We start from the raw sequence: 17,688 nt of genomic DNA, 5'->3' as shown, positions 1-17,688 counted from the left end.
CGCACCACCGTCCGCGCACCACCGTCCGCGCACCACCGTCCGCCCGGGCCCGCGTCCGCGACGCCGTTCAGGTCGTCCGGAGACGGCGCAGGTAGGGGTCCCAGACACGGATCGGGGCGATGCGGACCCGGACGTCCACGGTGAGCACGCCGTCCGCGCGGACGAGGGTGGGATTGAGGTCCAGCTCGCTGATCCGCGGGTGGTCGGCGGCCAGCCGGGACAGCCGGAGCAGCAGGTCGCGCAGCGCGGCGGCGTCCCCGGGCGGACGGCCCGGACCGCCCGCGAGCAGGCGTCCGATCCGCGTCTCGGCGACCAGCTCGTCGGCCTCGCCGGCGCTGAGCGGCGCCAGCCGGGCCGAGCGGTCGGCCAGGGCGTCCGCGTCCACGCCGCCGCTGCCGAACACGATCACGGGTCCGAAGATCTCGTCGGAGACCACGCCGCACAGCGTCTCGACGCTCCGGTCCACCATCGCCTGGACCAGCACCCCGCGCAGCTCCCCGCCGAACCGGTCGGCGAGGTCGGTGAACGCGCGGCGGACGGCCTCCCGTCCGACCAGGCCCAGCCGGACCGCGCCGGCGGCGGTCTTGTGCAGCGCCCCGGCGGCGTCGGCCTTGAGCGCGACGGCGCGCCCGAGCTCGGCCGCGGCGGCGACGGCCTCGTCGGCGGTGCGCGCCCAGCGGCGCGGCGCGGACGGGATCGCGTAGGCGTCCAGCAGGTCGAAGGCGTCGGCGGGAGCGAGCCAGCCGCCGTCCGGACGGGCGCTCAGCAACCCGGAGATGATCTCCGCCGCGCGGTCGGGGTGGAGGCCGGGCAGTTCGGGCGGCGGCGCGACCGGCCGCGCGCGCGACCGCGCGTAGGTGCGGGCGTGCCCGAGCGCGCGGGCGGCCTGCTCGGGTTCGGCGTAGACCGGAACACCCGTCCCGGTGATCCGGACGCTCTCCGCCTGGCCGAGCGCGACGACCACCAGCGGCTTCTCCCGTCGAGCGCCGTCCTCCGCGGCGGAGGCGGGGTCCCCGGACGGCGGCGCCGTGAGGATCTCGGCGGCCGGGTCGCCGAGCGCCGTCGGGACGGTCACCACGAGCACGGCGTCCACCGACGGGTCCGCGGTGACGCGCCGGACGGCCGCTGCGAGGGACGCCGCGGGCACGGCGGCCGTGGTGTCCACCGGGTTCGCCGTCGCGGCCCCGGCGGGCAGCAGGCCCGCCAGGTCGTCGCGCAGCGCGGCGGCGAAGCGCGGCACGGTCAGTCCGGCGTCGGCGCAGGCGTCGGCGGCGAGGACGCCGGCCCCGCCCGCGTTGGCCACGACCGCCACCGCCGGGCCGTCCGGCGGCGGCTGGACGGCCAGCAGCGCGGCGGCGTCCACCAGCTCGCCGAGCCCGTCGGTCGCCACGATCCCCGCCTGCCGGAACAGCGCGCGCCTGGTCAGGTCGGGGGTGGCCGCGGCGGCGGTGTGCGAGGCGGCGGCGCGCCCGCCCGCCGCCGACCGTCCGGCGAGCACCGTCAGCAGCGGCATCGTCCGCCCGACGCGGCGGGCGGTGCGGGCGAACTTGCGCGGGTTGCCGAACGACTCGACGTGCACGACGCCGAGCCTGGTCGCCTCGTCCGACTCCCACCACAGCAGCAGGTCGTTGGCGCTGACGTCGTGCTTGTCGCCGAGCGAGGCGAACGAGGAGACCCCGATGCCCAGCCGGGACAGGTGCTCGACCAGCGCGATGCCGACCCCGCCGGACTGCACCGCCACCCCGGCGGCGCCGCGCGCCGGGTGCCGGGGCGCGAAGGTGGCGTCCAGCGCGGCGGCGGTGTCGGCGACGCCCAGGCAGTTCGGGCCGACCAGCCGCATCCCGTGCCGGTGGCAGGCCGCGCGCAGCTCCCGCGCCCGGGCCGCGTCCAGGCCCGAGGTGATCACCACCAGCGCGCGGACGCCGCGGCGCCCGCACTGCGCGGCGACCTGCGGCACCGCCGCCGCGGGGACGGTCAGCACCGCCAGGTCGGGCCGGACGGGCAGGTCGGCCACCGTCGCGACGCAGGGGGCGCCGTGCAGCTTGCCCGACGCGTGCGGGTTGACCGCGTACACCGGACCGGGAAAGCCGCCGTCCAGGACGGCGCGGAGCACCGCCGCGCCGATCGAGTCCGGACGGCGGCCCGCCCCCACCACCGCGACCGCCTCCGGACGGAACAGGCGCGTCAGGCTCGCCACGTCGGCGCGGCGCTCCCGCTCGGCGACGGCGTCCAGGTACCGGTCGTCCACGGTCAGCGGGATGACCAGCTCGACCACCCCGGAGACGAAGCGGCGCCGCGCGGGCATCCCGGCGTCGGCGAACAGCCGCAGCATCGCGGTGTTGTCGGCCAGCGTCTCGGCGCGCAGGGCCCGGACGCCGCGCTCGCGCGCGCACGAGCCCAGGTGCTCCAGCAGCAGCGTCCCGACCCCCTGGTGGTGGACGGCGTCGGCGACGGCCATCGCGACCTCGGCCTCCCCCGCCGTGCCGGTCGCCTCGTACTGGGCGACGCCGACCAGCTCCCCGCGCAGCCAGGCGCCCATGGCGGCGTGGCCGGGGCCGGACTCCCGGCAGAGCCGCACGGCGTTCTCGTCCGCCAGTGCCCGGTTGAGGCCGAAGAAGCGGTAGTACAGGCTCTCGTCGGACAGCCCCCGGTACAGCCGCCGGACGGCGTCCTCGTCGGCGGGCGTCACCGGTCTGATCTCGATCTGCGTGCCGTCGGTGAGCAGCGCGAAGGCGGACCCGGGCAGCGGCGGAATCGTCATGGCCCCAGCGTTGATCGCGTGCGCTCGCCGCGCAGGGGCCGGAGGTCCCCGGACGCCGGGACCTTGGCCGGACGCGGTAGCCGGACGCGGCAGCCTAATCCGGTGGCCGAACGCGGTAGTCGAACGCGGCACCGCGCGGCCGTCGATCCCCGCGCCCGGGCACCGAGGGGACCAAGGACTCTGGGGCCGCCGCCCCGGCCCGCCGATCCTGGACGCGACGAGCCCGAACGTCCATCGGTGAGGAGAGGTCCATGCTGGTGCGCGAGGCGATGACCCGGCCGGCCGTCACGGTCCGCCCGGGCACCCCGGCCCGGAGCGCGCTGCGGCTGCTGCGCGACCACGCGGTGACGGCGCTGCCCGTGGTGGACGACGAGGACCGGCTGGTCGGCGTCGTCAGCGAGATGGACCTGCTGCGCGGCGAGTTCGAACCCGACCCGCGCGCGTCCGTCCGCCCGGCGGAAGCCCGGACCGGGCCGCCGCCGCGCACCGTCGGCGCGGTGATGACCCGCAAGGTGCTGACGACCGGCCCGAACTCCGACGTCGCGGGCCTGGCCGAGATGATGCTCCGGACGCGCGTCAAGAGCGTTCCGGTCCTGGACGGCCACCGCGTCGTCGGCGTCATCAGCCGCAGCGACCTGGTCGCGCTGCAGGTGCGCGACGACGAGCGGATCCGCGCGGACGTGCGGACCGAGCTCGCCGCCTACCTGACCGGCTCCGGCTGGAAGGTCCGCGTGCACGACGGCGAGGTGACCGTGGACGGCGACCTCGGCACGGCCGACCGCCGCGTCGTGGAGATCCTGGCCCGGACCGTCCCCGGCGTCGTCCGCGTGACCGTCCCGGCCGCGCCCGGCGCGCCGGAGGAGTCCGGTTAGGGACGGACGAAGGTCCCGGCGGACCGCCGCCCTTCGGCTCTTCGGGCGCGCCCCGGCGACCGGTGGGATGGAGGTGTCAGGAACCCCGTCACGGGAGGTCGAGATGAGCAGGATGGAGCGGTGGGAACCGCGGAGCCTGATGCCCGAGCTGTACGACCTGTTCGAGTCGCCGTTCGGCATGCTCCGCCCCGGGACGTCCCCGGTCGTGCGGATCGAGAGCTACACCGAGGGCGACTCCTACGTCGTCCGGGCCGAGCTGCCCGGCATGGACCCCGACAAGGACCTGGAGATCACCGTCTCGCACGGCATGCTCCGCATCCGCGGCGAGCGGCAGACCGAGGAGCGGGAGGCGCATCGCAGCGAGTTCCGCTACGGCTCGTTCTCCCGCGCCATGCCGATCCCGGCGGGCGTCAAGAGCGAGGACATCAAGGCCCGCTACGACAAGGGCATCCTGACCGTCCGGATGCCGCTGCCCGAGACCGCCAAGCAGGAGACGCGGCGGATCACGATCCAGAAGTGACCCCGGCGCCCGCTCGCGGGGCGCCGCTCCACCCGGCGCGACGCCCCGCACCCGCGGGCGTCCATCGACTCTCAGGGATGCGAACATGACCGGACCGGGAACCCCCGACGTCCTCGACCGGGCCGCCTGCCTGCGGCTGCTGGAGACCGTCGTGGTCGGACGGGTCGCCTGGACCGGCGGCGACGGGCGCCCCGTCGTGCTGCCGGTGAACTTCTTCCTGGACGGCGACGCGATCGTGTTCCGCTCGGCCCCCGGCGGCAAGCTGGAGGCGACGCGCACGGCCGGCGAGCTCACCTTCGAGGCCGACGACGCCGAACCCGCGCTGCGCACCGGCTGGAGCGTGCTGATCCACGGCTCCGCCGAGGTCGTCACCGAACCCGGCGAGATCGCCCGCCTGGCGCACCGCGCCCCCGCGTCCTGGCTGGCCCTGCCCGGCGCGTCCTTGGTCCGGATCGTCCCGTCCGAGGTCACCGGACGCCGCCTCCCCCTGCATCTCGGCGGAGTGACCGTCGTGCACCAGGGCCCCTGGCGTTCCCCGGAACCCTGACCGAAGTGCTCCCTCCCCCGCCGCGGTCGCCACCTCCGATCACGCGCCAGGCCGGGGTGGCGGGACTGGAGCCGCTCGTAGCAGGAGTTCGGCCTTGGGTGCGAGCGCTTCGACGCGGTTCGCTAGACGCGGGTCCAGGAGTGCGGCGTGACGGTGCAGGGCGTGCCGTCATGGAACGCGAGAGCGCCTCGGGCCGGGTCCAAGGTGATGGTGATGAGGGTCTGCCAGCGAGGTTCGTCCGGGGCGTCCGGGACGGGATGGCAGCAGAGCGCCGCGCCCTGTTCACGGTGTTGGAGGAGAGCCACCGCCCGGATGGTGGCGGTCTGGCTCTTCAGCGCCTCGGCTCGGTCGGTCAGCGCCGCGTGGCGGGCATAGGTGTCGGGATCGGTCGGGCCCAGGCGCTCACCTCGCGCCAGGGTCGCGTCGAGGAAGTGGTTGGTGTGCAAGGAGAGGCCGTCCGGACGGGCCGGGACGACCGCGAGGCCCGCCGGGGACAGCTCCAGGCAGCGGGCGCCCTGGCGGGTCACGACCGTCAGGGCCACCGAGGCGGTCACGGTCGCGGAGCGGGCGATCTCCTCCGCCTCGTCCAGGGTGGCGGCCTCGTCCAGGACGCGCCGGGCGACCAGGTGGACCGGGACGCCGCCCGTCCCGCCGTCCCGCTCGTGCTGGAGCAGGTTGAAGTGCACGCCGAGGCCCGCGTCGCTGACGCCGATCTTGGCGAGGATCCCGTACTCGGTGAACGTCTTGACGGTGCGGCCGGGCGCGGGCGAGTACTGCCAGATCAGCTTCACGCCGTCCATCGACTCGTACCAGTCCCACGTCTGGACGGTCCGGGGCGCCGTGCCGTCCGGCGGGCTGTAGGCGGCGGTCGAGCATTCGCCGGGCAGCGGCTGCCGGACGTGCCCGAGCACTTCGGAGCGTGCGTTGAGCGCGGCGGCCTGCCAGGGTTCGAGCGCGGCGCCCTCGGCGATGCCGAGGATCTCCTCGGCGAGTCCGGGCGCCCAGGCGGCCACCGCGTCGAGAGCGCGGGCGCCGACGTCGCGGACGAGCCCGTCCGCCAGCCCGAGGTCGGAGAACAGCCGGGCGTAGGCGTCCCAGGTGGCCCGGACCTCCGGACCCAGCGACCTGCCGAGGTGGGCTCCTCGCGCCGCGCCGGTGAGCGGGGGCGAGGCGAAGACGGTGATGCTCATGAGCGCTCCGCGGGCGGCCTCGGCGAGTCCGGTGTGCCCCGAGTGTAAGGCAGCCGGTCGGGGCGCCTACTCGGAGCGGTGTCCGTCGCGCCGGACGGACTTCTCGGCGATATGCCCCAGTACGGGAGATTTGACCTGGTCGACCGGTGCGTCCAGGAGCGGACGCAGCTTGGCGTAGCGCTCCTCGGCGGCGGCCGCGTCGGCGAGCCCCAGCAGCGCGGCGACCTGAAGCCAGGACAGGCCCGCCTCGTGCACCGTGCCGAGCAGCTCCACCTCCAGCCGTCCCATGTCGAGCCGCGCCGCCCGCAGGACCGTCAGCGCCGCGCCCAGGTCGGCCGGATCGGGCGGGACGCCGGACGGCCCGGCGGCGCGCACCGCCGCGATCGTCCTCGCGATCGCCTCCACGTCCGGGAGGGGGAACCGGTGGGCCTCCCACAGCATGGTCTCGACTCCCCTTCCGAACCTGCACACCAGATGCGCACGCGCGGCGCGCACCCTCTCCGGCGACGGAACAGGAAGATCGCCCATGTCAGCACGATAAACCCCGGGCCGATCCGCCCCCGCGACCGGCCTCGACCTCGGCCATCTCGGCGACCCCTCGGCCCTGTTTCGGCGGCCCTTCTGGCGGCCCCTCGGCCCGTCTCGGCGGCCTCTCGGCCCCGGCCTCAACGACCCCGGCCCCGTCTCGACGGTCTCGCGGCTCAGCTCGACGGTCGTTCGAGCCGGCTCGGCGGTCAGCTCGGCTCGGCGGCCGTGGCCCGAGGGGCGTCGTCTCCGGCGTCGAGTTCGACGCAGCAGCGGCCGGGGGCGGGCGCGAGCGTGGCGCGCACGGCGGGGGCGTCCAGCCCGGCGAGCAGGCCGGACAGGAAGGCGTGGTTGATGCCGCAGACCAGCTCGGGGGCCCTGGCCGCCAGCGGATGGAACGGGCAGTTGCGCAGCCGGACGCGGGTCGGGCGGTCGCGGAACGGTTCGAAGCCGTGCCGCTCCAGGGCATGCTGCGCGCAGGTCAGGGCGCGTTCGGGGCCGAGCCTGCCGCCGCGCGGGGCGCCGCGCTCGGCCCGGCCGAGCTCCCGGCCGCGCTCGGCGGCCAGGCGGCGGGCCGCCTGCTCGGCCGTCTCGTCCGGTCCCTCGGACAGCACGGCGTCCACCAGGAGCTCGGCGAGCAGGCCGTGCTCGCGTCCGGGGATGGCGACCTGGACGTCCAGCGCGGACGGCTCGTAGACCTTCGGGGTGCGGCCGACCCGGCGCAGCCCGGCGGGATGGGCGTAGCGGGTGGACAGCAGCCCGGCGTCGACGAGCTTGTCCAGGTGGAAGGCCGCCAGCTTGCGGGAGATGCCGGCGCTCTGCGCGGCCTCGTCGCGGGTGACGGCGCGTCCGGCGCGGCGGACGTAGTCGTACAGCGAGCGGCGCAGCTCGTCGCTGAGGGCCGCGACGGCGGCGAGATCGGTGGCGTCCCAGGTCACTCGTCCACCATAACGCCTACAAAACTTCCCAATTAGGAAAAGACACGCCCGTATTTCCCTGTGGTTGACGGCGGCCGTGGGTTTCGCCAAGACTTGTTGGTGAAATAGGAGGTGGGTCATGGACGAGGCGCCGGAGCGGGCCCCGGAGCGGGCCAAGGAGCCGGTGACCGTGCTGGCCGGACCGTACGGTCACCCGGTGCACCCGATCTTCGTCACGGTGCCGATCGGGGCGTGGGCGGCCAGCCTGGTCTTCGACATCGCCTCCCACGTGGTGGCCCGGGGCGACTTCCTGGTGCGCGGGTCGCAGTGGCTGGTCGCCGTCGGGGTGATCGGCGCGCTGGTCGCCGCCTCGGTGGGGTTCCTGGACCTGTTCGCCATCCCGCCCGGCACGTCGGCGTTCCGCACCGGCCTGGTGCACATGGCGCTCAACCTGGCGGTCACCGCCGGGTACGCGGCCGGGTTCGGCTGGCGCCTGGCGGACCGGCACCACCACGCGTCGTCCGTCGGGCCCGGGCCGATCGCGCTGTCGGTGGTGTGCCTCGCCGCGCTCGCGGTGTCGGGCTATCTGGGCGGCAAGCTCGCCTACCACTACGGCGTCCGCGTCGCGGACGAGGACACCCAGGCGCGCGGTTTCACCACCGCACGCCGGCGCACCGGAAACTGACCGCAAAGCTCTCGCGAAAGCAGGACCGCGATGGACATCGCCGCACTCGTCACCTGGCTCGTCACCGCCGTCGGCGGCTTCTACATGCTCGGCGTCTGGATCTCCCGGGGCGGGGTCCGGCAGCAGCGGGACGGCTCGACCCGGCTGCCCGCGCCCGTCGTCTTCGGGCACTTCCTGCTCGCCGCGGCCGGGCTCGTCCTCTGGATCATCTACCTGTTCGCCGACACCAGGGCCTTGGCGTGGATCGCGTTCGCGCTGCTCGTCCCGGTAGCCCTGCTGGGCCTGGTGATGTTCCTGCGCTGGCTGCCCGTCCACCGCGCCGCGCCGTCCGGCGGGACGACGGCCGGCCCGGCCGAGCGCTCCATCCCCATGGCGGCCGTCATCGGCCACGGCGTCTTCGCCGTGGTGACCGTCGTGCTGGTGCTGCTGGCCGCCCTGGGCGTCGGCGCGAGCTGACGTCCCCCGCGCCCGGGACCGCCTCGACGCCACCTGCTCGCCGTCCGGTCAGGCCGGCGGGTCCTTGGCGAGGTCGTCGGCGATGGACTGGGCCCAGGCGCGGATCCGCTCGCGGTCGCGGAAGTCGCCGGAGCGCGAGCGGGCGATCCGGGACGCGACGAAGCCGCGCGCGTCCGGGGCGATGCGTCCGCCGAAGGTGACGTGGTCGCGGGCGTTCGTCCGGGCCGCGATCCTCTCGACGGACGGGGGCACGCGCGGCTGGGTCTTCTCGACCGCCTCGTCGAGCGGGCCGCTGCTGAACAGCCAGACCGGGCGATCCCGCAGCTCGGCGCGGAAGCGGCGGGCGAACCGGCGGGCGTCGCGGTGCCAGCGGTTGGCGTACAGCGCGCCGCCGAGCACCACGGCGTCGCAGCCGCGCAGGTCGCGCACGCCGCCGGCGGGCCGGACGCGGGCGTTCACCCCCCGCTCGGTCAGCTCGTCGCCGATCCAGCGGGCGATCTCGGCGGTGCCGCCGCGCTTGGATCCGAAAGCGACCAGGACGTCGGTCATGTCCGCTCCTTCGGGCCGGTGGTCGGGTCGGCGGGTGAGCGGCGGAGGGAGCACCGAGGGGAGGGGGTCGACTCCTCCGCCGCCGTTCACCCGCCCTTCTCCGAGGCTCTCCCGCGCGCCCGCGCCGATCGAGGGGCGAACGTCCCGGCCGCGGAGGGCCGATCGGCCCGTCCGGACGGGGCCCGCGGACCGTGGCGGCGCCCGCGGCCCCGGCGCAGACTGCTGACCCGGGACGACGAGCCGGGACGACGAGCCGGGACGCGACAGAGCCGGGAGACGAGATGAGACGCGCAACGGTAGGGGACGTCATGACCACCGACGTCGTCGCGGCCAACCCCGCGACGACCTTCCGCGAGCTGGTCGAGCGGCTCGAAGGGCACCGCATCGGCGGCATGCCCGTGATCGACGAGGACGGGCACGTGCTCGGCGTCGTCTCCGAGACCGACCTGCTGCCCCGCGAGGCCGCCGGGACGCCGCCGGGCGGCGCGGCGGACGGGCCGGGAGGGCGCGGACGCCGCCTCGCGCAGGCCCGCGAGCGCGGCGGGACCGCCGCCGAGGTGATGAGCTCCCCCGCGCTGACGGTCACGCCCGGCACGAGCGCGGTCGAGGCCGCCCGGCTGCTCGCGCGGCACCGCGTCAACCGCCTCCCGGTGGTGGACGCCGAGGGCGTCATCGCCGGCGTCGTCAGCCGCGCCGACCTGCTGCGCGTCTTCCTCAAGCCGGACGAGCAGATCCGCACGGAGGTGCTGGACGAGGTCGTCGCCCGCAGCCTGTGGCAGGATCCGGCGCACGTCACGGTCGAGGTCCGCAACGGCGTGGTCACCCTGCGCGGACGCCTCGACCTCGCCAGCCTCGTCCCGCTCGCGGAGGAGCTCACGCGCTCCGTCCAGGGGGTGACGGACGTGCGCAACGAGCTCACCTACGTGCGCGACGACGTCCACGAGCGCATCAACCCGCAGGCCCTCCGCTTCCCCCGCTGACCGCTTCCCCCGCCTTCCGCTGCTTCTCCCGCTGACGCGCCTCCCGCGCCTCCCCCGCTGACCGCTTCGCCCGCTGATCCGGCGAACCGGCCGGCGGGCGAAGCGGGGCGCGCGGAAGGACGTGATCAGCGGGGCCGGACGATGGCGACCGGGCAGCGCGCGTGGTGGATCAGGCCGTGCGTCACCGAGCCGAGGCGCGGCACGCCGGCGATCAGCCGGCCGTGCGGGGCGACGACGAGCAGGTCGGCGGCGCGGGAGGCGTGCGCGAGCGCCGCGACCGGGTGCCCGATCTCCACGGCCGGCACGAGCTCGACGCCGGGGTGCGCGGCGCGCCAGGGGGCGAGCCTCGCGTCGAGGCGCTCGCGGAGCCGCGCCTTCACCTCCGCCTCGTCCACCGTGTAGCCGTACTCGCCGTAGCCCGCGAACGCCTCCCAGACGTGCACCACCCACAGCCGCGCGCCGCGCAGCTCGGCGGTCTCGAACGCGTACCTCAGCGTCTCCTCCCGGTCGTCGGCCAGGTCGACGCCGAGGAAGACCTCGTTGCGGCCGGGGTCGGGATCGTCGCGGACGACGATGACCGGCCCCGAGGCGCGCTCGGCCAGGTACCGTCCGGTCGAGCCGAGCAGCAGGCCGGTGAAGCCGCCGTGCCCGCGGTGCCCGACGACCGTCTCGAAGGCCTTCGCCGACTCGGCGCGGAGCAGCACGCCGGGGGCTTCGGGGGCCAGCATGCCGACGACCTCCAGGCCGGGGTGCCGGGCGCGGACGGTCTTCTCGGCGTCCGCGAGCACGGCGCGTCCGGCGGTGGCGACGGCCTCGGCCCGCTGCGGCGGCGCGAACAGCGGCGCCTTGGTGGGCCAGGACTCGACCGCGTGCGCGAGCCGCAGCGGGCGCCCGCGCCGCGCGGCCTCGTCGGCCGCCCACAGCAGCGCCCGCGCGCCGTCCGGTGAGCCGTCGACGCCGACGACGATGGGGTTCTCGGTCATGGCGATCAACTCCCGTCCGTGTGCCGGTGGACGATCGCCACCGGGCAGGTTCCGAGGGACACGACGTTCTGCGTCACCGGGCCGAGCAGCGCGCCGGGCGCGGCGCCGAGGCCGCGCGCCCCCAGCACCAGCAGGTCGGCGTCGGCGGCCTCGTCGGCGAGGACGCGCGGCGGGTGGCCGAGGACGAACCGGGTCTCCGTCACCACGTCGGCGAAGTCGGCGCGCATGCGCGTCACGAACGTTTCGAACCGCATCCGCGCGCCGCGCTTCATCGCGTCCGGCAGGGTGAACGGCAGCCAGCGGACGCCGGGCCGCTGCGCCGCGTCCTCCCAGACGCACATCACGAGCAGGACCGCGTCGCGCAGCCGGGCCTCCCGGAAGGCGAAGCGCAGCGCGGCGGTGCCGTCGGCCGAGCCGTCCACGCCCGCGACGATCCGCCGCGGCGACCGGGCGCGCGGCGCGGACCCGGCCGGGACGACCACGACCGGGCGGTCGGTGTGGGCGGGCACCTGCACGGCCGTGGACCCGGCGGCCAGGCCGTCGAACCCGCCGCCGCCGCGGTCGCCCACGACCACCAGCGCCGCCATCCGCGCCGCCTCGACGAGCACGCCGCCGGGCGAGCCGCGCACGAGCGCCTGCTCGACCTTGACGTCCTCGGCGTACGCGCGCGCCTGCCGGACGGCCTCGTCCAGCGTCAGCGCCCCCATGCCCGCGACGACCCGCCGCGTGGACTCGTTCGCGTCGGCGTCCGGGTAGGGCCACTGCCAGGCGTGGCAGACGAGCAGCGGCACGCCGCGCAGGCGCGCCTCGTCCGCCGCCCAGCGCACCGCCGTGTCGGCGGCGAGCGACCCGTCCACCCCGACGACCACGCTCTCGGCACCCTCCCGCACACCCATCTCCAGCCTCCTGGTCGCGGTACCTTCACTCTCCGCGCCGTCCGCCCGCCGGAACAGGGCCGTGAGTCCGCCCCGTGCAGGACCTTCAGCCCGCCCCGCGGGCGGGTCTGGGAAGATCGTCGGCATGGTGCAGGTGTGTCTGAACGGAGCCCGGAGCCGTGCCGAATGCGCCCACCTGCCGGTGAGCCCGCGAGAGCTGGCCGCGGCGGCGCGCGAGGCCGTGGCCGCCGGGGCGCGGGACGTCCACGTCCACCCCAAGGACGCCGGCGGCGGGGACACCCTGGAACCCGCGGCCGTCGCGGCGGTCCTCACGGCCGTGCGGGAGGCCGTGCCGGGCGTCACCGTCGGTGTCACCACCGGCGCGTGGGCGACGCCGGACCCCGCCGCGCGCGCCGCACAGGTCCGCGCCTGGACGGTGCTCCCCGACCACGCCTCGGTGAACTGGCACGAGGACGGCGCCGCCGACGTCGCGAGCGCCCTGCTCGAACGAGGCGTCGGCGTCGAAGCCGGGATCTACTCCGGGACGCCGGCGGCCGAGCGGTTCCGCGCCTGGCCGCACGCCCACCGCGTCCTGCGGGTGCTGGCCGAGGTCACCGACACGGACCCGGCCACGGCCGCGCGGACCGCCGCCGACCTCCTCGACGACCTCCTCGACGACCTCCGCGAGGTCACGGCCGCGCCGATCCTCCTGCACGGCGAGGACGGAGGTGCCTGGCCCGTCCTCCGCCTGGCCGCCGCCCGCCGGCTCGCCACCCGCATCGGGCTGGAGGACGTCCTGCGCCTCCCCGACGGCACCTCGGCCGAAGGCAACGCGGCGCTCGTCCGGGCCGCGCTGGAGGTCGTCCGGCAGGCGTCCTGACCGCCGGACCGGGACCTTCGGCCCGTGATCCGGACGCGCCGGGCGGCCAGGCTGGTGGCATGGGCCGGGTCCAGCGACTTCCGCGCGCGTCGTACGAGCGTGAACTGCTCAAGCTCCAAGCTCAGCTCGTGGTGCTCCAGGAGTGGGTGCGGACGGAGGGCGTCCGCATCGCCGTGGTGTTCGAGGGACGCGACGCCGCGGGCAAGGGCAGCGCCATCAAGCGCGTCGCCGAATACCTCAACCCCCGCGTCGCGCGGATCGTCGCCCTTCCCGCGCCGACCGAACGCCAGCGCGGGCAGTGGTACTTCCAGCGCTACGTCGAGCACCTGCCGGCCGCCGGGGAGATCGTGCTGTTCGACCGGTCCTGGTACAACCGGGCGGGCGTCGAGCGGGTGATGGGGTTCTGCTCGCGCCGCGAGCACCTGCGGTTCCTGCACCAGTGCCCGATCTTCGAGCGGCTGCTGGTCGAGGACGGCATCCTGCTGCGCAAGTACTGGTTCTCCGTCAGCGACGCCGAGCAGCACCGCCGCTTCCGGCAGCGCACCAAGGACCCGATGCGCCGCTGGAAGCTCTCACCGATGGACGTCGAGTCCCTGCTGCGCTGGGAGGACTACTCCCGCGCCAAGGACGAGATGTTCCTGCACACCGACATTCCCGAGGCCCCCTGGTACGTCGTGGAGGCCGACGACAAGCGCCGCGCCCGGATCAACATGATCGCGCACCTGCTGTCCACGATCCCCTACCGCGAGGTGGCGCGCCCGCCGGTGCGCCTTCCCCACCGTCCGCCGCCCACGGGCTACGAGCGGACGCCGATGAGCATGCAGACCCACGTCCCCGACCACGCCGCCACGCTCCTCCCCGACCGTCCCGAGTGAACCCGCCGCCCAGAGGCGCCGGGCGGTCCGGAGCCGGCCGGCGGGATCACGCGGCGCCGGTCCCGGCGGCGGAGTCCATGTCGAGGACGGTGTCGGCGGCGGAGATGACCGCCGGGTCGTGGGTCGCGACGACGGTGACGCAGCCGTGCGCGCGGGTGCGGTCGATGATGAGGCGGGCGATGGCGTCCGCCTGGGTGCGGTCGACGGCGGCGGTCGGCTCGTCCACGAGGAGGAGGTGCGGGCCGAGGAACAGGGCGCGGGCCAGCGCGACGCGCTGGCGCTCGCCTCCGGAGAGCTGGTCGGGACGGTGCTTCAGGCGGTCTTCCAGGCCGACCTCCGCGAGGGCGGCGGTCGCCCGCGCGCGGTGCCGGCGGGTGCGCTTCCCCGCGACGTGGGCGGCGGCCAGCAGTTGCTCGGTCGCGGTCAGGGCGCTGAGCAGGTTGCCGGTCTGGAACATGTAGCCGATCCGGTCGCGGCGCAGGCGGGCGCGCTCGGCGTCGCCGAGGCGGGTGATGTCGTCGCCGTCCAGCGTGACGGCGCCGGAGTCGGGGACGAGCAGCGCGCCCGCGACCGCCAGCAGGGTGGACTTGCCGGAGCCGGACGGGCCGACCAGCGCGCTCACCTCGCCGGGCGCGAACCGGGCGGTGACGTCGCGGAGGACGGCGGTGCGCGTGCCGCCGTGCCCGCGCGTGACGGTGACGGCGGAGAGGGACAGGGTCATCGGGCTGCTCCGAGCATGGTGAGCGGGTCGGGGGTGGTGACGCGGCGGAGGGTCAGGCAGGCGCCCGCCAGCCCGACGAGCGCGACCGCGGCGAGGGTGGCGAGGAGCGTCCCGGGCGGCAGGCTGAACGGCACGGCCGCGCCGAGGAGCAGGCCGGTCGCCGACGCGAGCGCCCCGCCGGCGAGCGTCCCGGCGAGGACGACCAGCGCCGCCTGCGTCAGCGTGTAGGACAGCAGGCGGCGGCGGGACGCGCCGATCGCGCGCAGCAGCGCCAGCTCGGGGGCGCGCTGGACGGTCCAGACCGCGAAGAACGCCCCGACCACCAGCGGCGCGATCAGGTACAGGAACACCTGGATCGACGTCATCGTGACGTGCTCGCCCCGGTAGCCGGGAGCGGCCTCCAGCACCTTGCCCATGGGCAGAGTGGAGGTGCCGAGCGCGCGGTCGGCGGCGGCGAGGTCCGCGCCCGGCTTCGCGCGCAGCGCCACGCCCGACGCGTCCCGGGGCAGCCGGGCGGGCGCGGTACGCGCTCCGGGCACGCCGAACCGGATGGTCCGCCAGCTCTCCAGCGGCAGGTACACCGCGGGGACGTGGCCGAACGACAGGCCGTCGGTGACGCCCGTGACCGGCAGCGCGAGTCCCAGCCGGTCGACCGTGACGGTGTCGCCGATCCGGACGCCGTCGTCGGCGAGCTTCTTGGAGATCACGAGCCCGGGGCGCGCGGCGTCCAGGCCGGTGCCGTGCCGGACGGCGGGCGCCAGGAAGGTGCCGGGCTCGACGCCGAACGCGGCCATGTCGATCTCCGCGCCGCGGTCGGTCGTGCCGCGCGTGATGGTGACGCCGAGCGGGGCGGCCTCGACGCCGGGACGCTGCCGCCAGCGGGCGACCGTCGCGTCGTCCACGAGGCTGCGGTTGAACTGGTCGGACCGGGCGCCGGTCGCGAAGGCGACGTGGGTCGCGGGAAGCGCGCGCAGCGCCGACACGGTGTCGTTCCCGAGGCCGGTGGTGAAGCCGGAGACGATCCCGACGAGCGCGGCGACCAGCATCACCACCAGGCCCATCAGCAGGAAGCGGCCGCGGGCGGCGCGGATCTCGCGCAGGGCGAGGAACAAGGGGACCCCCGTGAACTTAGGGACGGTGTGTCGCCAACCTAGCGGATGGGGACGCGGTGTCGCCAAGTGGGGGCCGTAGCATGGGGACCGTGCCGAAGATCTCCGCCGCGACGGTCGCCGACCACCGGGAGCAGCAGCGCCGGGCGCTCGTCCGGGCGGCCCGCGAGCTGCTGGAGGAGAGCGGCGACGCCGAACGGGTGACGTTCGGCGCGGTGGCCGAGCGCGCCGGCCTCGCCCGCAACAGCGTTTACCGGTACTTTCCCGACCGCACCGCCCTGTTCGCCGCCGTCGTCGCCGACGCGACGCCCCGCTGGACGGCCCGCATCGCCGCCCGCATGGACGCCGCGACGACCCCCGCCGACCGCATCGCCGCGCACGCCCTGGCCCAGCTCGACCTCGTCCGCGACGGCGAGCACCGCATCGCGCGCGCCCTGGCCGCCGGACGCGACCGCGCCGCGCTGCGCCAGGACGCCGCCCGCGCCCACGGCGACATCCTCCAGCCGCTCGTCACCGCCCTCGCCGAACTCGGCGACGACGCGCCCGAGCAGACCGCGGCCCTGTTCCAGGGCATGGTCAACGCGGCGACGCTCGCCCTGGAGGCCGGAGCGGACCACGACGCCCTCAGCGCCCGGACCGAGGCCCTGATCCGCGCCGCGCTGACCGCGCTCCCCGGCGGCGCGCCGACCGCGCCGCCCGGCGGGGGCGCGGTCAGTCCTCGATCAGGACGCGGACGGACGTGAGGTCGGTGTCGGCGGCATCCGGGACGACCATGCCCGCCTCCACGCCCGTCCGGAGGTAGTCCAGCACCGGACGGGTGAGGCGCTCGCCCGGCATGGCCGCCGGGATGCCGGGCGGGTACGGGGTGAGCATCTCGGCGGCGACGCGTCCGTCCGCCTCGTCCAGCGGCACCTGCTCGGCCGGGCCGAAGAACGCGTCGCGCGGCAGGACGACCAGTTCGAGGCGCAGGTCCTCCGGCGCCGGCACGAGGGTCGGGGGCGCGCCGCGCAGCTCGTCCGCGTGGTCCGCGACGTCCTGCAGCGCCGCCAGCAGGGCGTCGGCCGTGGCGTCGTCGTCGGCGAAGGTGAGCTGCGCGCTGATCCGGCGGTGGTCCGAAAGGTGCAGGTTGACGTGGTGGTGCTCGCGGACCCAGTCGGCGGCGCGGTAGCCGCTGACGCCGTCCATCCCGGCGATGTCGATGATCACCTGGAGCGGGTCGCGGTCGAACGCGCGGTCCGGGCCGACGAACTCGTCGCCGTTGACGTGCATGCCCGGGATGCCCTCGACCGCCTCGCGGACGCGTCCGGCGAGCTTGAGCGCGTCCCCGAGGAGCTGCTCGCCGTGCTCGACCATCTGCCGCCGCCAGCCGTCCAGGCCCGCGTAGATCAGCACGGACGGGCTGGTGGTGCCGAGCAGGTCCTCGCGCGCGCTCAGCACGTGCGGATCCACCAGGTCGCCCTGGAGGTGGAAGACCGAGCCCTGCTCCAGCCCCGCGCCCATCTTGTGCACCGACGTCACGCACACGTCCGCGCCCGCGTCCATCGCCCAGGCGGGCAGGTCGGGATGGAACGGCAGGTGGGCGCCCCACGCCTCGTCCACGATCAGCGGCTTGCCGTGCCGGTGGCAGACCTCGGCGATCGCCGCCAGGTTCGCGCACGTCCCGTACGGGGTGGGGCTGGTGACAAGCGCGCCGCGCGCGTCCGGGTGCTCCTCGAAGCGCCGGGCGAACGACTCGGCGGACGGCGGGTGCGCCAGGCTCAGCTCCGGGTCCCACTGCGGCTCCACCCAGATCGGGCGGACGCCGCTGAGGATCAGCCCGGACACCACCGACTTGTGCGCGTCCCGTCCGACCAGCAGCTTCTCCCCCGGCCCGGCGACCGACAGCATCGCGCTCTTGACCGACAGGGAACTCCCGCACGTGGAGAAGAACGTGTGATCGGCGTGCACGGCGTCGGCCATCAGCTTCTGGGCCTCCGCCAGGATCCCGTGCGTCGAGCGGCGGTCGTCCAACCCGGAGATCGCCAGGACGTCCGACCGGTAGACCGCGTCGCCCAGCACCTCCCGCGCGCGTGGATCGGCGCCCCGGCCCTGCTTGTGGCCGGGAGGGGTGAACGGGACGTCGCCGCGCCGGTGGTAGGCGGCCAGCGCTTCGAGCACGGGAGCCTTCGAGTGATCCATGAGGCGTGAGTTCCCCGCAAAAGCCCCTTTTAACGTCCCGCGAAGGCGCCTTCGACCTGCCCAAA

Annotated in this window: 19 protein-coding genes; 9 read left to right on the top strand and 10 right to left on the bottom strand. The window is 75.7% G+C overall.

The genetic code is table 11. From position 1 onward, the window contains the following. Window positions 1–67 precede the first annotated feature (67 nt). Entirely contained in the window at window positions 68–2,761 is a 2,694-nt protein-coding gene (locus tag ACFPCY_RS06845; RefSeq protein ID WP_378252770.1) for a bifunctional acetate--CoA ligase family protein/GNAT family N-acetyltransferase, read from the bottom strand. Window positions 2,762–3,012: 251 nt separating this feature from the next. Between ACFPCY_RS06845 and ACFPCY_RS06840 the strand changes: the two genes are divergently transcribed. The 3 genes from ACFPCY_RS06840 to ACFPCY_RS06830 all read left to right on the top strand — a co-directional run bounded on the left by ACFPCY_RS06840 (window position 3,013) and on the right by ACFPCY_RS06830 (window position 4,700). Further along, window positions 3,013–3,633 carry a CBS domain-containing protein gene (locus tag ACFPCY_RS06840; RefSeq protein WP_378252769.1) on the top strand — a complete coding sequence of 207 codons (621 nt, stop codon included), beginning with the start codon at window positions 3,013–3,015 and terminating at the stop codon, window positions 3,631–3,633. Window positions 3,634–3,736: 103 nt separating this feature from the next. Beyond that, on the top strand, window positions 3,737–4,153 hold the full coding sequence (locus tag ACFPCY_RS06835) for an Hsp20/alpha crystallin family protein (protein WP_378252768.1): 417 nt from the start codon (window positions 3,737–3,739) through the stop codon (window positions 4,151–4,153). An 85-nt stretch (window positions 4,154–4,238) separates the two neighbouring features. Continuing rightward, a complete protein-coding gene (locus tag ACFPCY_RS06830; protein WP_378252767.1) occupies window positions 4,239–4,700 on the top strand; it encodes a pyridoxamine 5'-phosphate oxidase family protein in 462 nt (153 codons plus the stop codon). Window positions 4,701–4,822: 122 nt separating this feature from the next. On the opposite strand, the gene ACFPCY_RS06825 is transcribed toward ACFPCY_RS06830, so the two are convergent. From ACFPCY_RS06825 to ACFPCY_RS06815, 3 genes are all read right to left on the bottom strand, one after another. After that, on the bottom strand, window positions 4,823–5,890 hold the full coding sequence (locus tag ACFPCY_RS06825; protein ID WP_378252765.1) for a C45 family autoproteolytic acyltransferase/hydolase: 1,068 nt from the start codon (window positions 5,888–5,890) through the stop codon (window positions 4,823–4,825). Between the two features lie 66 nt (window positions 5,891–5,956). After that, window positions 5,957–6,331: a hypothetical protein gene (locus tag ACFPCY_RS06820; protein WP_378252764.1), complete on the bottom strand. Its 375-nt coding sequence runs from the start codon at window positions 6,329–6,331 to the stop codon at window positions 5,957–5,959. Window positions 6,332–6,624: 293 nt separating this feature from the next. Next, window positions 6,625–7,353, bottom strand: coding sequence for a helix-turn-helix transcriptional regulator (locus ACFPCY_RS06815; protein ID WP_378252763.1), 729 nt, complete (start codon window positions 7,351–7,353; stop codon window positions 6,625–6,627). A 118-nt stretch (window positions 7,354–7,471) separates the two neighbouring features. On the opposite strand from ACFPCY_RS06815, the gene ACFPCY_RS06810 reads away from it, so the two are divergent. Both ACFPCY_RS06810 and ACFPCY_RS06805 read left to right on the top strand, forming a co-directional pair. Beyond that, window positions 7,472–8,017 carry a DUF2231 domain-containing protein gene (locus ACFPCY_RS06810; RefSeq protein ID WP_378252762.1) on the top strand — a complete coding sequence of 182 codons (546 nt, stop codon included), beginning with the start codon at window positions 7,472–7,474 and terminating at the stop codon, window positions 8,015–8,017. Between the two features lie 30 nt (window positions 8,018–8,047). After that, entirely contained in the window at window positions 8,048–8,473 is a 426-nt protein-coding gene (locus ACFPCY_RS06805) for a hypothetical protein (RefSeq protein WP_378252761.1), read from the top strand. A 48-nt stretch (window positions 8,474–8,521) separates the two neighbouring features. On the opposite strand, the gene ACFPCY_RS06800 is transcribed toward ACFPCY_RS06805, so the two are convergent. Continuing rightward, window positions 8,522–9,022 carry a flavodoxin domain-containing protein gene (locus ACFPCY_RS06800; protein WP_378252760.1) on the bottom strand — a complete coding sequence of 167 codons (501 nt, stop codon included), beginning with the start codon at window positions 9,020–9,022 and terminating at the stop codon, window positions 8,522–8,524. Between the two features lie 308 nt (window positions 9,023–9,330). On the opposite strand from ACFPCY_RS06800, the gene ACFPCY_RS06795 reads away from it, so the two are divergent. Further along, the gene (locus ACFPCY_RS06795; protein ID WP_378252759.1) at window positions 9,331–10,002 is read left to right on the top strand and encodes a CBS domain-containing protein; all 672 of its coding nucleotides are present in this window, start codon (window positions 9,331–9,333) and stop codon (window positions 10,000–10,002) included. Between the two features lie 125 nt (window positions 10,003–10,127). Here ACFPCY_RS06795 and ACFPCY_RS06790 read toward each other — a convergent pair whose 3' ends face one another. Both ACFPCY_RS06790 and ACFPCY_RS06785 read right to left on the bottom strand, forming a co-directional pair. Next, window positions 10,128–10,985, bottom strand: a complete 858-nt coding sequence (locus ACFPCY_RS06790; protein WP_378252758.1) for a universal stress protein — start codon at window positions 10,983–10,985, stop codon at window positions 10,128–10,130. Window positions 10,986–10,990: 5 nt separating this feature from the next. Beyond that, window positions 10,991–11,881 (bottom strand): universal stress protein, encoded by an 891-nt coding sequence (locus ACFPCY_RS06785; protein WP_378252757.1) that lies wholly within the window; start codon window positions 11,879–11,881, stop codon window positions 10,991–10,993. A 124-nt stretch (window positions 11,882–12,005) separates the two neighbouring features. On the opposite strand from ACFPCY_RS06785, the gene ACFPCY_RS06780 reads away from it, so the two are divergent. Together ACFPCY_RS06780 and ppk2 are read left to right on the top strand one after the other, a co-directional pair. Continuing rightward, the gene (locus tag ACFPCY_RS06780; RefSeq protein ID WP_378252756.1) at window positions 12,006–12,740 is read left to right on the top strand and encodes a 3-keto-5-aminohexanoate cleavage protein; all 735 of its coding nucleotides are present in this window, start codon (window positions 12,006–12,008) and stop codon (window positions 12,738–12,740) included. 59 nt (window positions 12,741–12,799) lie between these two features. Then, on the top strand, window positions 12,800–13,615 hold the full coding sequence (gene ppk2, locus ACFPCY_RS06775; protein ID WP_378252755.1) for a polyphosphate kinase 2: 816 nt from the start codon (window positions 12,800–12,802) through the stop codon (window positions 13,613–13,615). Between the two features lie 46 nt (window positions 13,616–13,661). Here the strand turns inward: ppk2 and ACFPCY_RS06770 are convergent, their stop codons facing one another. Then, window positions 13,662–14,336, bottom strand: coding sequence for an ABC transporter ATP-binding protein (locus ACFPCY_RS06770; protein ID WP_378252754.1), 675 nt, complete (start codon window positions 14,334–14,336; stop codon window positions 13,662–13,664). Next, window positions 14,333–15,448: an ABC transporter permease gene (locus ACFPCY_RS06765; protein WP_378252753.1), complete on the bottom strand. Its 1,116-nt coding sequence runs from the start codon at window positions 15,446–15,448 to the stop codon at window positions 14,333–14,335. The genes ACFPCY_RS06770 and ACFPCY_RS06765 overlap by 4 nt, the downstream gene beginning before the upstream one ends. 89 nt (window positions 15,449–15,537) lie before the next feature. Between ACFPCY_RS06765 and ACFPCY_RS06760 the strand changes: the two genes are divergently transcribed. Next, window positions 15,538–16,188 carry a TetR/AcrR family transcriptional regulator gene (locus ACFPCY_RS06760; RefSeq protein ID WP_378252752.1) on the top strand — a complete coding sequence of 217 codons (651 nt, stop codon included), beginning with the start codon at window positions 15,538–15,540 and terminating at the stop codon, window positions 16,186–16,188. Here the strand turns inward: ACFPCY_RS06760 and ACFPCY_RS06755 are convergent. Then, window positions 16,157–17,623: an aminotransferase class I/II-fold pyridoxal phosphate-dependent enzyme gene (locus ACFPCY_RS06755; RefSeq protein ID WP_378252751.1), complete on the bottom strand. Its 1,467-nt coding sequence runs from the start codon at window positions 17,621–17,623 to the stop codon at window positions 16,157–16,159. The genes ACFPCY_RS06760 and ACFPCY_RS06755 overlap by 32 nt on opposite strands. Between the last annotated feature and the right edge of the window lie 65 nt (window positions 17,624–17,688).

Source organism: Actinomadura gamaensis (genome assembly GCF_042652125.1).
Taxonomy (GTDB): Bacteria; Actinomycetota; Actinomycetes; order Streptosporangiales; family Streptosporangiaceae; genus Spirillospora; species Spirillospora gamaensis.
Note: the sequence above shows the minus strand (reverse complement) of the source record. Positions and strands in the feature narration are given on the sequence as shown.